The organism is Burkholderia ambifaria AMMD, assembly GCF_000203915.1.
Classification (GTDB): Bacteria; Pseudomonadota; Gammaproteobacteria; order Burkholderiales; family Burkholderiaceae; genus Burkholderia; species Burkholderia ambifaria.
This window is the reverse complement of record NC_008390.1, coordinates 1,091,016-1,105,915: the sequence shown is the minus strand read 5'-3', so window position 1 is coordinate 1,105,915 and position 14,900 is coordinate 1,091,016. Positions and strand designations below refer to the sequence as shown.

The following is a 14,900-nucleotide window of genomic DNA, read 5'->3' as shown; positions in this document are numbered from 1 at the left end:
GCAACAGAGGCTCCGGCACCATAGGCAACACAAAATCCAGCACTAAAGGTATTCAATTTGTATCATCGGTAACTGTTTTATAGCGATGGAGAAATAATGCCCGTCAGGCGTGCAGCGGGGCATAAAATCAGTCTTTAATCTGACATGCGGCTGCGGCTGGCTCGACGGCCGACAGCCCGCCTCTCTTGACTCGACTCGCGTCCACCATGCCACACGCCCTGATTGTCGAAGACGATCCCAACAGTCTGTCCGGCCTGACCGCGCTGCTTGCCGCAGACGGCTTCTCGGTCGACACGGCCACGTCGCTCGCCGAGGCACGCACGGCGCTCGGCCGCTCGATTCCCGATGTCGTCCTCGTCGACCTGAACCTGCCGGACGGCAGCGGGTTCGACCTGCTCCAGCATCTGCCGCAGCAGCAGCCGAACGGGTCGCTGCCGGTGATCGTGCTGACGGGCAACGCGACGGTGGAGAGCGCGATCGAGGGCCTGCGTCACGGCATCTGGGACTACCTGCTCAAGCCGATCAACATTCCGCGCCTGCGCAGCCTGCTGGCCCGGATTCCGCGGCCCTACGAATTGATCGACGAAGTGCGGACGCTGCGTGCGTCGCTGCGCCACCTCGGCCGCTTCGGCGCGCTCGTCGGCCGCAGCGAGGCGATGCAGCACGTGTACGACATGATCGAGCACAACGCGGGCACCGAAACGGCCGTGCTGTTCGCGGGCGAGGCCGGCACCGGCAAGAAGCTGGCCGCCCGCACGCTGCACGACCTGAGCCGGCGCCGCAAGGGGCCGTTCGTGTCGTTCGACTGCCGCACGATCGCGCAAGCCGGCCGTCACGGCGCGTCGCTCGACAGCATCCTGTTCGGCCATGAGCGCGGCGCGTTCGACGGCGCCGAGCGGCGCGAATCGGGCCTGTTCGAACAGGCCGGCGGCGGCACGCTGTGCCTCGACGAGATCACCGCACTGCCGCTCGTGCTGCAGGAGGCGCTGCTGCATGCGCTCGACTCGCAGAACTTCATGCGGATCGGCGGCACGAGCTCGATCGCGAGCGACTTCCGGCTGATCGCCACCACGCGCCGCCCGGCCCGCGACGCGGTCGCGAACGGCCTGCTGCGCGAGGATCTGTGGCTGCGTCTCGATGCGGCATCGATCACGATGCCGCCGCTGCGCGAGCGCGACGGCGATGCGCTCGCCATCGCCGATTCCCTGATCGACGAACTGAACCGCGACGCGCGCGCCACCGGCCGCGGCACGACCGACAAGCGCGCGGCGCAGGGCTTCGTGCGCGAATGCCTGTCCTACGAATGGCCGGGCAACGTGCGCGAACTGCACGAGCGCGTGCGCTTTGCCTATGATGCGTCCGGCGACTTCATCGAGACGCTGCGCGCGGGCGAAGCGAGCTTCGCGGCCGGCGCCGCACTGAACGGCAGCAGCGTGCAGATCAAGGTCGGCACCCCGCTGTCCGACGTAGAGGATCTGCTGATCCGCGCGACGCTCGACGCGGTCGGCGGCACGCGCCATCGCGCGGCCACGCTGCTCGGCATCAGCCCCAAGACGCTGTACAACAAGCTGCAGCGAATGAAGGTCAACTGACCGGGCCGCCGTTGTCGGGGGCATTGGTTGGAGCCGACGGTTAGTTGCGTAAAGACGTATCGCCCCGCGCTTCACGTCCGAATGAAAAAAGCCGCGCTAATGCGCGGCTTTTCGTTTTCAGCAACGGAAGAGCGGCATCGCGCCGCCCTTCCCCGCTTACGCCAGTGCGCTACTCAACAGCGCCTGCGCCTGCAGATACTCGGGCTGCACGATCAGCTTGTCCCACTTGAGCGACTTGCCGCGCGCGCGCATCCGCTTCAGGCGTCGCACCGACTCGGCCGACGCCCGCGCCTTCAGCCCGTTCAGCACGACCTCGGCCGCCTCCGGCTGGTTGCAGACGAGCACCATGTCGCAGCCGGCAGCGAGCGCCGCGTCGGCCGCCTGCGTGAGCGTGCCGCCTTCGCGTGCGGCCTCCATCGACAGGTCGTCGCTGAAGATCGCGCCGGTGAAGCCCAACTGCCCGCGCAGGATGTCCTGCAGCCACACGCGCGAGAAGCCGGCCGGCCGCTTGTCGACCTGCGTGTAGATCACGTGCGCGGGAATCACGGCGGACAGCGACAACCCGAGCCAGTCGTACGGCGCGACGTCCTGCTCGAGGATCGCATCGAGCGGCCGGTCGTCGGTCGGCAGCGCGACGTGCGAATCGGCTTCCGCGAAGCCGTGCCCCGGGAAATGCTTGCCGCAGTTCGCCATGCCCGCGAGCGACAGCCCGTGGTTCAGGCTCTTCGCGAGCAGCGTGACGACGCGCGGGTCGCGATGGAACGCGCGATCGCCGATCACCTTCGAGTGCCCGTAGTCGAGGTCGAGCACCGGCGTGAAGCTCATGTCGATCCCGCACGCGCGCAGTTCGGCGGCCAGGATGTAACCCACCGCGGTGGCGACCTTCGTCGCGAGCAGCACGTCGCGGTCCCACAGTTCGCCGAGGCGGCGCATCGCGGGCAGCACCGTGAAGCCGTCGGTGCGGAACCGCTGCACGCGGCCACCCTCGTGATCGACGGCGATCAGGATGTCCTCGCGCACCGCGCGGATCGAATCGGTCAGCGCGGTCAGCTGCGCGCGGTTCTGGAAATGCCGCGCGAACAGGATCACGCCGCCGGTGTTCGGATGGGCAAGGCGCCGCGCATCGTCGCGCGACAGGGCCGTGCCGACGACGTCGAGCATGACCGGGCCGGGAGTCGTTTTCATCGAATCGGGAAGTCCGTCAGGAAGTGGTTCGGGAAACAGGTGCGGGTGCGGGCGGCGGCGCGGCGTCGGTCTCGGTGACCACGAACGACACCGCGTAGTCGCGTTCGTCGCTGACCGTCACGCGTGCGGTGATGCCGCGCGCGGCGAGCCAGTCGGCCAACTCGCCCGATGCGACGACGTACGGTTCGCCGCTGCGCTGGTTGAGGGTCTGCAGTGCGCGCCAGGTCATCGGCCAGTGCATGCCGAGCCCGATCGCCTTCGAGAACGCTTCCTTCGCGGAAAAGCGCGTCGCGAGGAACGCGATGCCGCGCGCCTCGGAGCGCGCGCGGCGCGCGTGGAACACGCGCAGCTCGTCGGGGCCCAGCACCTTCTCGGCAAACCGGCCGCCCGTGCGCTCGAGCACGGCCGCGATGCGGCTTATCTGGACGACGTCGGTGCCGATGCCGTAGATCGCCATGTCAGCGCCCGCCGTGATACGCGGACGATGCCGGGTGGCGGGCGAAGCGCGCGCGGAGGAAATGCATCGTCAGCGCGCGCCGCCGTGCAGCGCTGCGACACGCGCGGCGACCATGATCGCCTTCATCTCGCGCACCGCGTTGTCCCAGCCCGCGAAGATCGCGTGCGCGACGATCGCGTGGCCGATGTTCAGTTCGACGATGCCGTCGATCGCGGCGATCTGCTGCACGTTCGTGTAATGCAGGCCGTGGCCCGCGTTGACCTTCAGGCCCAGTCGCGCGCCGGCCTGCACGCCCGCGACGATGCGCTCGTATTCGCGCTGCTGCTCGGCTTCGTCGTGCGCATCGGCGTAGCGGCCCGTATGCAGCTCGACCACCGGCGCACCGGCTTCGTGCGCGGCGCGGATCTGCGTTTCGTCCGGATCGATGAACAGCGACACGCGCACGCCGGCGTCGGCGAGCTGCTTGCAGGCCGCACGCACGGCCTCGAAGCGGCCGGCGACGTCGAGGCCGCCTTCGGTCGTCAGCTCCTCGCGCTTCTCGGGCACGAGGCACGCGTCGTGCGGACGCACGTCGCACGCGATGTCGAGCATCTCTGCCGTCACCGCGCATTCGAGGTTCATGCGCGTCTTCAGCAGCGGGCGCAGCTTGCGGACGTCGGCGTCGACGATGTGGCGGCGGTCCTCGCGCAGGTGCAGCGTGATCACGTCCGCACCGGCCTCTTCGGCGGCGAGCGCGGCGCGGATCGGATCGGGATAGGCCGTGCCGCGCGCGTTGCGCAGCGTCGCGACGTGGTCGATATTCACGCCGAGATCGATGGCGGTGGGCGTTGTCAGGAAGAAGCTCATAGGTTTTGCAGGTCGATCAGGATCTGACGCGTGGCAAGCGGCGTACCGCCGAGATAGGTGTTCAGCAGGAAGCGCATCAGCGTCTTGCTTTGCGCAACCGTCTGGGCTCGATGGTAATCGTCCTGCTCCATGTCGAGCAACGTCTGTCCGGTAATCACCGGCCAGTGCGACGGCACGTCGTCGTCGGCATTGCGCACGCCGCGCTCGGGATCGAACACGTAGCGGCGATCGGGTTCGACCGCGCGGCGCGCGACCGTGCGGTTCAGCGCCATCGCATAGCCGGTCTCGCGCAGCAGCACGCGTTCGAACGAGCGCAGCACCTGCACCGCGGGTTCGCCGTGCGCGAGGCGCGTGAGCGTCAGCACATAGTGATTGAAGAGCGGCGGCTGCGGATCCTCGCGCGCGCAGAATTTCACGAGCAGCTCGTTCACGTAGAAGCCGCACAACAGCCCGTCGCCGCCGAGCGGCAGCATCCCGCCCACCCACTCGGCGCCCGTCAGCGTGCGCACTTCGGATTTGCCCGACCAGGACAGCAGCAGCGGCTGGAACGTCTGCAGCACGCCGCGCAGCGCGGAGTGCGGGCGCTTCGCGCCCTTCGCGACGAGCGCGAGGCGGCCGTGATCGCGCGTGAGCACGTCGATGATCAGGCTCGTTTCCCGGTACGGATAGCTGTGCAGCACGAACGCCGGCTGCTCGGCGACGCGGAAATCGGACGTGCGAGACGTCGCGCGCCGCGCCTTGCGACGCGGCGGTTCAGGCGGTGCCGGCAGCGGCGCGTCGTTCGCGCCGGCGGTCACCGCGTCTTCGGTCGACGTCGGCGCGTCATTCGTACCCATAGGCGCGCAGCCCCGCCTCGTTGTCGGCCCAGCCGCTCTTCACCTTCACGAAGGTCTCGAGATACACGGGGCCGTCGAACAGCCTCTCCATGTCCATCCGCGCCTCGGTGCTGATCTGCTTGAGCTTCTCGCCCTTCTTGCCGATCACCATCGCCTTGTGCGAATCGCGTTCGACGAGGATCGTCGCGAAGATGCGCTTCAGCCGCCCTTCCTCCTCGAACTTGTCGATCAGCACGGTGCTCGTGTACGGCAGTTCGTCGCCGGTCCAGCGGAACACCTTCTCGCGCAGGATTTCGGCCGCGAGGAAGCGCGAGCTGCGGTCGGTCAGCTCGTCCTCGCCGTAGATCGGCTCGCCTTCCGGCAGGTACGGCTTGATCGTGTCGAGCAGGCGCTTGATGTCTTCCGGCCGCTGCGCCGACAGCGGCACGAGTTCGGTGAATTCGCGCAGCCCGCTCATCTGCTGCATGAACGGGAACAGCGTCGCCTTGTCGGTCACGCGGTCGATCTTGTTCGCGATCAGCAGCGTCGGCATACCGGGCGGAATCAGGTCGAGCACCTTCTGGTCGTCGGGGCCGAAGCGGCCGGCCTCGATCACGAACAGGATCACGTCGACCGACGTGAGCGTCGACGTGACCGCGCGGTTCAGCGAGCGGTTCAGCGCGGTGCTGTGACGGGTCTGGAAGCCCGGCGTGTCGACGAACACGAATTGCGCGTCGTCGAACGTGTTGATGCCGGTGATGCGGTGGCGGGTCGTTTGCGCCTTGCGCGACGTGATGCTGATCTTCTGGCCGACGAGTGCGTTCATCAACGTCGACTTGCCGACGTTCGGGCGGCCCACGATCGCGATCATGCCGCAACGGAAACCGGTAGGAGCGGGAGTGTTCATATCGTTTGGGAGACAGGTTCTGAACCGGCCGCGCGGCGCGCGGCACGATCGGTGGGCAATTCAGTGGTCGGCATCGGCCGCGCGCGCCTGCGCGGCGGCGAGGGTCGCGCCGCCCGGCGGCGTGTCGGCATCGGGCGCCGCGGCGTCGCGGGCGCGCAGCGTCGCGCGCGTGGCGGCATCGGAACCGGCAGCCGGCTTGTCCGTGGACGACACGGCCGGATCGGCCGCCTGGCCCGCCGGCTTGTCGGCTGCACGCGGTGCGCCTGCACTTTCCGCGGGCTTGTCGGCACGCTCGGCCGGCTTGTCCGCCGCGCGCGGGCCGGTTTCGCCGCGATCCGACGGCTTGTCGGACGCCTTTTCGGCAGGTTTGTCGGCCGTCGGCTTCGCGGCACGGTCAGCCTTGTCCGCGGCCGTTTCCACATGCGCCGCGCGAATCGCGGCCATCGGCGTCGGCGTCGGTCGCTCGCTCGGCGGCGTGTCGGCGTCGGTCGCTGCAACCGCAGCCGCGGCCACCTTCGCATCGCGCGCCGCCGCACGCTCCTTGCGTTCCGGAGAACGCAGGTCGAGCGCTTCCTGCACACCCTTCACGCCCGGCACGATTTCGGGCTCGACGTGCTTCGATCCGCGTGCGTTCTTCGAACGCTTCGGCTTCGCGGCCAGCATCGGCGCGGCCGCCAGCACCTCGTCGAGCGCCTTCTTCGCGGCAGCCTGCTCGGCTGCCCGCCGGCTCGCGCCGGAGCCCGACACCTTCACGTCGAGCTTCGGCACCGTGCATTCGACCTCGAACTGCTGATTGTGCGCCGCACCATGCGTCGCGACGACCGTGTAGGTCGGCAGCGCGATCTTGTGCCCCTGCAGGTACTCCTGCAGCAGCGTCTTCGCGTCCTTGCCGAGCGTGCGCGGATCGATGTGGTCGAGAATCGGGATATAGAGGCGCTTGATGACCCCTTGGGCGGCTTCGAAGCCGCCATCGAGGAATACGGCCCCGATGATGGCTTCGAACGCGTCCGCGAGGATCGACGGGCGGCGGAAGCCGCCGCTGCGCAGCTCGCCCTCGCCCAGCCGCAACCCTTCGGAGATATTCAGGGCCTGAGCGATTTCATACAGCGACTGCTGCTTGACGAGATTGGCGCGCACGCGCGACAGGTCGCCTTCGTCCAGCTTGCTGAAACGCTGGAACAAAAGGGCGGCCACCGCGCAATTCAGAACGGAATCGCCGAGAAACTCGAGCCGTTCGTTATGCGTGGCACTGTGACTGCGGTGGGTCAAAGCCTGGCGCAACAATTCCGCATTGCGAAATTCGTAGCGCAGCCGGCTTTCCAACTGGGATGGGGGCATGTGCAGGAGTATAACGCGGGCGCCGGTCGGGCCGAAACGGCACGGCCGGACGCGAAAAGGCGTGACGGAGCGGTGTTACCGCCGGTTCTTAAAGTAGTCCGGCAATACGCGACGCGGCCCGTGCGTCACGTATTGCATGTTGGATGCGAGTCGAACGCGATCAGTTGAAGGAACCGATCCGCTTCAGGTCGCCGAAGTTCATCCAGATGAAGAACGCGCGGCCGACGATGTTGTTGTCCGGCACGAAACCCCAGTAGCGGCTGTCCGCGCTGTTGTCGCGGTTATCGCCCATCATGAAGTAGTGACCCGGCGGCACCTTGCAGATCACGCCGCGGCTGTTGTACGTGCAATTGTCGCGATACGGATAGTCGTAGGCGCCCATCACGAACGGCGGCACGGCGGGATTGTTGAGGATCGCATTCTTCTTCGTGCCGATCGTTTCCTCGAACTGCTTCGCGTAGTTCTGGCGCTCGTCATCGAAGAAATCCGGCAGCGGCGCCTCGGGCACCGGCTGGCCGTTGATCGTCAGCTGCTTGTCCTGGTAGGCGACCGTGTCGCCCGGCAGGCCGATCACGCGCTTGATGTAATCGACCGACTCGTCCTTCGGATAGCGGAACACGACGACGTCGCCGCGCGACAGCGGGCTGCCTTGCGTGATCTTCGTGTTCGTGATCGGCAGGCGCAGACCGTATTCGAACTTGTTGACGAGGATGAAGTCGCCGACCAGCAGCGTCGGCACCATCGAGCCCGACGGGATCTTGAACGGCTCGACGATGAACGAACGCACGACGAACACGGCCAGGATCACCGGGAAGAAGCTCGCGGTGTACTCGAGCCACCACGGCTGGCGCAGCTTTTCGTCGCGCAGCTTCGAACGCGTCTGCACCGCGTTTTCGTCCGCGAAACGCTTGTCGATGCGCGACTGCTGGCGATCGAACTCTTCGATCGCCACGTCGGCCGCCTTGCGTCGCCGCGGCAGGAACACCAGTTTGTCCAACACCCACGCTACGCCCGTCACGACGACGAGCACAAAAAGAATCAGCGCAAAATTCATAAAAGGAACAGTCCTGTTATTTGTCTTCGACGCGCAAGATCGCGAGGAACGCTTCCTGCGGGATCTCGACCGAACCCACCTGCTTCATGCGCTTCTTGCCTTCTTTCTGCTTCTCGAGCAGTTTCTTCTTCCGCGTGATGTCGCCGCCGTAGCACTTCGCGAGCACGTTCTTGCGGAGTGCCTTGATGTTCTCGCGGGCGACGATGTGCGCGCCGATCGCGGCCTGGATCGCCACGTCGTACATCTGGCGCGGAATGATCTCGCGCATCTTCGCGGCGACTTCGCGACCGCGATACTGCGACTGCGACCGGTGCACGATGATCGATAGTGCATCGACCTTGTCGCCGTTGATCAGCATGTCGACCTTCACGACGTCCGACGAACGGTATTCCTTGAACTCGTAGTCCATCGACGCATAGCCGCGCGACACCGACTTCAGGCGATCGAAGAAGTCGAGCACGATCTCGGCCATCGGGATCTCGTACGTGAGCTGCACCTGGCGGCCGTGATACTGCATGTTGATCTGCGAGCCGCGCTTCTGCTCGCACAGCGTGATCACGGAGCCGACGTAATCCTGCGGCATGTACAGGTTCACGGTGACGATCGGCTCGCGAACTTCGGCGATGCGGCCGGGCTCCGGCATCTTCGCCGGGTTCTCGACCATGATCGTCGAGCCATCGCTCTGCACGACCTCGTAGACGACCGTCGGCGCGGTCGTGATGAGATCCATGTCGAACTCGCGCTCAAGCCGCTCCTGCACGATTTCCATGTGCAGCAGCCCGAGGAAGCCGCAGCGGAAACCGAAGCCGAGCGCCTGCGACACTTCCGGCTCGTACTGCAGCGATGCGTCGTTGAGCTTCAGCTTCTCGAGCGATTCGCGCAGCGCATCGTACTGGTTCGCCTCGACCGGATACAGCCCCGCGAACACCTGCGGCTTCACTTCCTTGAAGCCCGGCAGCGGCTCGCTGGCGGCCTTCGCCACATGCGTAACCGTGTCGCCGACCTTCGCGGCCGTCAGCTCCTTGATGCCGGCGATGATGAAGCCCACCTGCCCGGCCGACAGCGATTCGAGATTGCGCGACTTCGGCGTGAACACGCCGACGTGCTCGACCGGATACTGCGCGCCGGTCGCCATCATCTTGATCTTTTCCTTCGGGCGCAGCGTGCCGTTGACGATGCGCACGAGCATCACGACGCCGACGTAATTGTCGAACCAGGAATCGATGATGAGCGCCTGCAGCGGCGCGGCCGGATCGCCCTTCGGCGGCGGCACCTTCGCGATCAGCGACTCGAGCACGTCCTCGACGCCGAGGCCCGTCTTCGCGCTGCAGCGCGTCGCGTCGGTCGCATCGATGCCGATCACGTCCTCGATCTCCTCGATCGCGTTCTCGGGGTTCGCGGCCGGCAGGTCGATCTTGTTCAGCACCGGCACGACCTCGACGCCGAGCTCGATCGCCGTGTAGCAGTTCGCGACCGTCTGCGCCTCGACACCCTGGCTCGCGTCGACCACGAGCAGCGCGCCTTCGCACGCGGACAGCGAACGGCTGACCTCGTACGAGAAGTCGACGTGCCCGGGCGTATCGATCAGGTTGAGGTTGTAGACCTTGCCGTCGCGGGCGCGATAGGACAGTGCCGCCGTCTGCGCCTTGATCGTGATGCCGCGCTCGCGCTCGATATCCATCGAGTCGAGTACTTGCGCCTCCATTTCACGGTCGGCGAGACCGCCGCATACCTGGATGATGCGATCCGCGAGTGTCGACTTGCCATGGTCGATGTGCGCGATGATCGAGAAATTGCGAATATGATCCATTCAGTGCCGATCAAGCGAAAAAGGCGCGCTCGACGACTGCGGAGCACGCCTTGTGTAAGTCGGTGAAAAAACGGCTTATTTTAGCCGAAAAGGCCTTTGCCGGGCGGTAATTTGGGACGCCCCGGCCCGGGGCACCCCGCTGGAGCCTTTGTGGTAAGGGCCCGCCGACGAAAGCCCCGCGCGCGGGGCGGCCGGCCGACGCCCGGGGTCGGTTCAGCGCCGCGCCGCGAGTGCGCCGCGCACCCTCGCCTCGTCGAACCGGTGGCGACACACTTCCGTGCCGTCCAGCAGTAGCACCGGCACGTCCTCGTCGTAGCGCGCAACGAGCGCCGAATCGGCATCGATGTCCACGTAACGGACTTCGATGCCGGATTCGGCCGCCACCGGCGCCAGCGCGTCGCGCATGTCGTCGCACAGGTGGCACCAGCCGCGGCCGTAGAGCGTGAACATCGGCGCGTTACTTCTGCGTCGGGCGCGGGCGCACCGGCACGAACTGCGTGTTGTCGCCGCGCCGCACGAGCACCGCGACCGCCTTCTGCGAATCCAGCTGCGCGGTCACTTCCGCGAACTGCTTCGCGCTCGTGATGTCGGTGTCGCCGACGCGCAGCACGATGTCGCCGCGCTGCAGGCCCGCACGGGCGGCCGGGCCGTCGACGGCGTCGATCTGCACGCCGTTCTTCAGCTTCAGCGATTTCATCTGATCCGCCGGAATGTCGCTGACCGTCAAGCCAAGCGAATTTGCCTGGCGCGGCTTCTGCGGCGTGTTCTTGCGCTGCTCGGCCTTCGCCGTGGTCTCTGCCGGCGTCTCGGCGATCGTGATCGGCAGATCGCGCGCCTGACCCTTGCGCCATACGCTGACGGTCGCCTTCGTGCCCGGTTTCGTGTCGCCGACCATGCGCGGCAGATCCGACGCCGTCTCGACCGGCCGGCCGTTGAACTTCAGGATGATGTCGCCCGGCTGGATGCCCGCCTTGTCGGCCGGACCGCCCGGCTCGACGCTGCTGACGAGCGCGCCCTCCGCCTTCGGCAGCCCGATCGAATCGGCCACGTCCTTCGTCACCTCGCCGATCGCCACCGCGATGCGGCCGCGCGTGACCTTGCCGGTCGCCTTCAGCTGGTCGGCCACGCGCATCGCCTCGTCGATCGGGATCGCGAACGAAATGCCCATGAAACCGCCGGTGCGGCTGTAGATCTGCGAGTTGATGCCGATCACCTCGCCCTGCATGTTGATCAGCGGGCCGCCCGAGTTGCCGGGGTTCACCGCGACGTCGGTCTGGATGAACGGCAGGTAGTCGCCCGTGTTGCGGCTCTTCGAGCTCACGATGCCGGCCGTCACGGTGTTGTCGAGGCCGAACGGCGAACCGATCGCGACGACCCACTCGCCGACGCGCACCTTGTTCGAATCGCCGATCGCGACGACCGGCAGGTTCGACGCCTGGATCTTGACCACCGCGACGTCCGTGCGGTCGTCGACGCCGATCAGCTTCGCCTTGAATTCGCGCTTGTCGGTCAGCGTCACGTAGATGGTGTCCGCATCGTCGACGACGTGCGCGTTCGTCATCACGTAACCGTCCGCCGACACGATGAAGCCCGAACCGACGCCGCGGTTCTGCTCGGCGTCGGGCGGATTGTCCGGCGCCGGCGCGTTCTTCGGATTGCCGTTGCCGCCACCGTTGCCGGGCGCCTGCGGCAGCGGAATGCCGAAGAAGCGCCGGAAGAATTCCGACATGTCGCCGTTGTCGAAGCCCGGCGGGAGCGCACCGCGCGGGCCGGGAATCGGCACGTTCGCGGTAGTCCGGATGTTCACGACGGCCGGCCCGACCTTTTCGACCAGATCGGCGAAGTCGGGAAGGCTGGCGGCGGGCGGCGTGGCCGCCACCGCGGTATGCGGGATGAGGGGCAGGCAGGCACACAGCACCGCCGCCGCGAACACGTTGCGCAGCGTGAGTTTCGTCATGTCGGAAGCCGTAGCGTTACTTGGAAGCCTTGTATTCTATGGCAGCCGCGAACTGCTGCAACGTGGCCGGCGGCACTTCGCCGAGCACGGTGATCCAGTAGTCGCCGCGACGCTTCACGAGAACGTGGGTCGCACCGGTGCTGCCCGCGCCTTCCTTGCGCGTGTTCTTTTCAGCCGGCTCGATGAAGACGGAGATCGTCGCGAGCCCGTCGGTGAAGACGGCCTGGTCGACCGGAATCGGCGGATCGCCGGCGTCGCGCGCGGCCATCGGGCGGCGCACCTCGCGAATCTTCCGGAAGCCGGCGACGTTCGGCGCGATCTGCCAGCCCTGCGCTTCCATGTCGACCGTCGCGACCGGCGGGCGGACGACCGTCCAGCCGCTCAAATTGCGCATGCCGGCCGCGATCGCGGCCTTGTCGCCGGACGTGCCGCCCGTCTGGACTTGCGAGAACGCGATCTGCTCGAGCACGTGATCGCTCGCGTCGAGCGTCTGCGAACGCAGCAGCAGCCCCGTCCGGGCGTCGGCCCACAGCTTGTACGTGAAGCGGTACGCATCCTTCGGCACGAGTTCGACGACTTGCGCGTCGAGCCCCGCCACGCGGTCCTTGCCGAGCAGCTTCGCGTCGTAGACGGACATCACGTGCTCGCCGCCCGCGCCGAGCAGCGAAGGAAACGAGTCGCGCGTCTGGCGGCGCTCGACCACGCACAGCTTGCGCTCCGGCACGAACGTGTACAGCTCGTCGTTATGCCGCAGCACCTTGCGCGGCTTGCCGTCGAGCGTTTCGATCCGCTCGAACTCGCCGTCGCGGGACGCCACGTGCGCGATGCGCGACGACTGGACATACGCGCCGCGCTGGTAGACGAACGTGCCCTCGTAGCTCTGCTGCTGCGCCGCCTGCTGGATGCGGTCGAGCCACTCCGCCGCACCCTTGCGGGTCGCGACGGGATCGTCCGGTTGCTGGGCGCTGGCAGGGAGGGATTGAACGGACAACAGGGCGGCTGCGCAAAGCAGGAGGGCCGGCAGCCGCTTCCATCCGGAGATGGCGTGATTCAACTGCAATGTCCGCATCGAGTTTATTGGCCTGGCGTGGTGGTCACGGCAGCGCGGATCAGCGGCATCGAGCCTGTGACGACGGGCTGCTGCGCGAATTGCTGGTGCGCTTCAAGGTATTGGTCGAGACTTGCGTCGCGGATGATGTTGACGTCCTGCAGGCCCTGCTGCGCCGATGCCTGTGCAACCGTCACGCGCTGCAGGTTGCCGCTCTGCGGCGCGCCTGCCGACGCGACCTGGACGGCGCCGGGCGCACCGGCCGTCTGCAGTTGCGGAACGACGATCCACGTGAGCGTGGCGGCCGCGGCGGCCACCGCGAAAGCGGGCACGACACGGCGGCGCAGCGACAGCAGCTTGCGCGCGACCGGCGCGGCGGCCGGTGCGAGCAGGTGCGGCTCGCTTTCGAGCGCGGCGGACATGCGCGCGGTGAACGCGACGCTCAGCGCGGGCGACAGCGCGAGCTCGTCCGAGCGCAGCGCATCGCCGATCAGGTGGTAGTGGGCCCACGTCGCGCGATCCGCACGATCGAGCTCAGCCAGAAACTGCCCGTGATCCGGGCCGTCGAACAGCTCACCGTCGACCAGAGCGGAAAGACGCTCGCCGCGCGAGTACGCTTGCGACTGCTTATTGACCGACCCCATGATGCTCCCCATCTTGCACACACCCCGTCGTGAATTCACGACTCTATCCGTAACTAGACCCTGACCGCGCCGTTACACCCGTCGCGCTTACCAGCGCTTGCCTTCGGGCGTATCGAGCAGCGGACGCAATTTAGCAGCGATTGCCTCGCGCGCCCGGAAGATCCGCGACCGGACCGTCCCGATCGGACAATCCATCATTTCCGCGATCTCTTCGTAGCTCAGGCCCTCGATCTCACGCAGCGTAATCGCCTGGCGCAACTCTTCGGGCAGGACGGCCATTGCAGCGTTGACCGTCTCGGCAATCTGCTTGCTCATCAACATCGACTCAGGCGTGTTGATATCCCTTAGTTGGTCTGCGTCGGAGAAAGTTTCCGCTTCCTCGGCATCGGCCTCCGTGGAGGTCGGTGCCCGGCGGCCCTGCGTCGCAAGGTAGTTCTTCGCCGTATTGACGGCAATCCGGTACAACCACGTGTAGAACGCCGACTCGCCGCGGAACTGCGGCAACGCACGATACGCCTTGATGAACGCATCCTGGGCCACATCCTCGACCTCGGCGGGATCCCGCACGAGGCGCGAGATCAGCCGAATGATCTTGCGGTGGTATTTGGAGACCAGGAGTTCGAACGCCGCCTTGTCGCCTTTCTGTACGCGCTCGACCAGAGCCTGATCGATTTCTTTTTCACTCACCTGACAAATCCGTTAACTAGGGATGCAACGCGGAGCGTTATTGTAGCGTTCCGGCGCCGGCCGCTGGTTACGGTAGGTAACCAAGCCGCCGTCATGCCCGCGCCGCCGTGCCCGCCGTACGCGCCAGCACGGACAGCGCGCTGAACGACGCGGCGTCGAGCGCATCGGCCGGAATCAGCAGCGGCCGGGCGCGCCGGGCGCCCTGCCCGACCGACAGCACGAGCAGCAGGCTGCTCCAGTGCGCATGGCCGGTCACGCGGCCACGGGCCAGCAAACGCCCGGTGCGGCCAAACGCCGCAATCTCCCCGAATGCATCGATCCGCAATTCGGCCGGCAGCCGACGGGCACAGGCCCGCGTGGCACACACGGCAAGCAGCGCGGCCGTCGCCGCGGACACGCACGCGCCGGCGGCGGCACCGGCCCGCGGCGCCCAGAACAGGTACACGGATGCGGCAGCCGCCGCGACGAACGCGGCCAGCACGACATACGACACGGCCGAGGCCCGCAACGCAAAGCGCTGCGGACGCCCGGCCGGAGCATCGATTGGACTCGTCAAGCGA

At 66.9% G+C, this 14,900-nt stretch carries 15 protein-coding genes; 1 reads left to right on the top strand and 14 read right to left on the bottom strand.

The features are described 5' to 3' along the window. Positions 1–206 precede the first annotated feature (206 nt). Positions 207–1,592, top strand: coding sequence for a sigma-54-dependent transcriptional regulator (locus BAMB_RS05170; protein WP_011656359.1), 1,386 nt, complete (start codon positions 207–209; stop codon positions 1,590–1,592). A 156-nt stretch (positions 1,593–1,748) separates the two neighbouring features. Here BAMB_RS05170 and nagZ read toward each other — a convergent pair whose 3' ends face one another. The 14 genes from nagZ to BAMB_RS05100 form a co-directional block, all read right to left on the bottom strand. Then, positions 1,749–2,777, bottom strand: a complete 1,029-nt coding sequence (gene nagZ / locus BAMB_RS05165) for a beta-N-acetylhexosaminidase (RefSeq protein ID WP_011656358.1) — start codon at positions 2,775–2,777, stop codon at positions 1,749–1,751. 16 nt (positions 2,778–2,793) lie between these two features. Further along, positions 2,794–3,234, bottom strand: a complete 441-nt coding sequence (acpS, locus tag BAMB_RS05160; RefSeq protein ID WP_011656357.1) for a holo-ACP synthase — start codon at positions 3,232–3,234, stop codon at positions 2,794–2,796. A gap of 69 nt (positions 3,235–3,303) precedes the next feature. After that, positions 3,304–4,080 carry a pyridoxine 5'-phosphate synthase gene (pdxJ, locus tag BAMB_RS05155; protein ID WP_011656356.1) on the bottom strand — a complete coding sequence of 259 codons (777 nt, stop codon included), beginning with the start codon at positions 4,078–4,080 and terminating at the stop codon, positions 3,304–3,306. Further along, positions 4,077–4,916: a DNA repair protein RecO gene (recO, locus tag BAMB_RS05150; RefSeq protein ID WP_011656355.1), complete on the bottom strand. Its 840-nt coding sequence runs from the start codon at positions 4,914–4,916 to the stop codon at positions 4,077–4,079. Before recO ends, pdxJ begins: the two co-directional genes overlap by 4 nt. Next, positions 4,903–5,802: a GTPase Era gene (era, locus tag BAMB_RS05145; protein ID WP_011656354.1), complete on the bottom strand. Its 900-nt coding sequence runs from the start codon at positions 5,800–5,802 to the stop codon at positions 4,903–4,905. Before era ends, recO begins: the two co-directional genes overlap by 14 nt. Positions 5,803–5,862: 60 nt before the next feature. Beyond that, positions 5,863–7,140 (bottom strand): ribonuclease III, encoded by a 1,278-nt coding sequence (rnc, locus tag BAMB_RS05140; RefSeq protein WP_011656353.1) that lies wholly within the window; start codon positions 7,138–7,140, stop codon positions 5,863–5,865. 160 nt (positions 7,141–7,300) lie between these two features. Beyond that, positions 7,301–8,194, bottom strand: coding sequence for a signal peptidase I (gene lepB / locus BAMB_RS05135; RefSeq protein WP_011656352.1), 894 nt, complete (start codon positions 8,192–8,194; stop codon positions 7,301–7,303). Between the two features lie 16 nt (positions 8,195–8,210). Then, positions 8,211–10,004 (bottom strand): translation elongation factor 4, encoded by a 1,794-nt coding sequence (lepA, locus tag BAMB_RS05130; protein ID WP_006759775.1) that lies wholly within the window; start codon positions 10,002–10,004, stop codon positions 8,211–8,213. A 213-nt stretch (positions 10,005–10,217) separates the two neighbouring features. After that, positions 10,218–10,454 carry a glutaredoxin family protein gene (locus BAMB_RS05125; RefSeq protein WP_011656351.1) on the bottom strand — a complete coding sequence of 79 codons (237 nt, stop codon included), beginning with the start codon at positions 10,452–10,454 and terminating at the stop codon, positions 10,218–10,220. A 7-nt stretch (positions 10,455–10,461) separates the two neighbouring features. Next, complete coding sequence (locus BAMB_RS05120) at positions 10,462–11,961, bottom strand: DegQ family serine endoprotease (protein ID WP_011656350.1); 1,500 nt, start codon at positions 11,959–11,961, stop codon at positions 10,462–10,464. Between the two features lie 16 nt (positions 11,962–11,977). Then, complete coding sequence (locus BAMB_RS05115; protein WP_011656349.1) at positions 11,978–13,030, bottom strand: MucB/RseB C-terminal domain-containing protein; 1,053 nt, start codon at positions 13,028–13,030, stop codon at positions 11,978–11,980. 5 nt (positions 13,031–13,035) lie between these two features. Further along, complete coding sequence (locus tag BAMB_RS05110; protein ID WP_041491127.1) at positions 13,036–13,653, bottom strand: sigma-E factor negative regulatory protein; 618 nt, start codon at positions 13,651–13,653, stop codon at positions 13,036–13,038. An 87-nt stretch (positions 13,654–13,740) separates the two neighbouring features. After that, positions 13,741–14,340 (bottom strand): RNA polymerase sigma factor RpoE, encoded by a 600-nt coding sequence (gene rpoE, locus BAMB_RS05105; protein ID WP_006752490.1) that lies wholly within the window; start codon positions 14,338–14,340, stop codon positions 13,741–13,743. A 91-nt stretch (positions 14,341–14,431) separates the two neighbouring features. Further along, positions 14,432–14,896: a protein YgfX gene (locus tag BAMB_RS05100; protein WP_011656347.1), complete on the bottom strand. Its 465-nt coding sequence runs from the start codon at positions 14,894–14,896 to the stop codon at positions 14,432–14,434. Positions 14,897–14,900 lie beyond the last annotated feature (4 nt).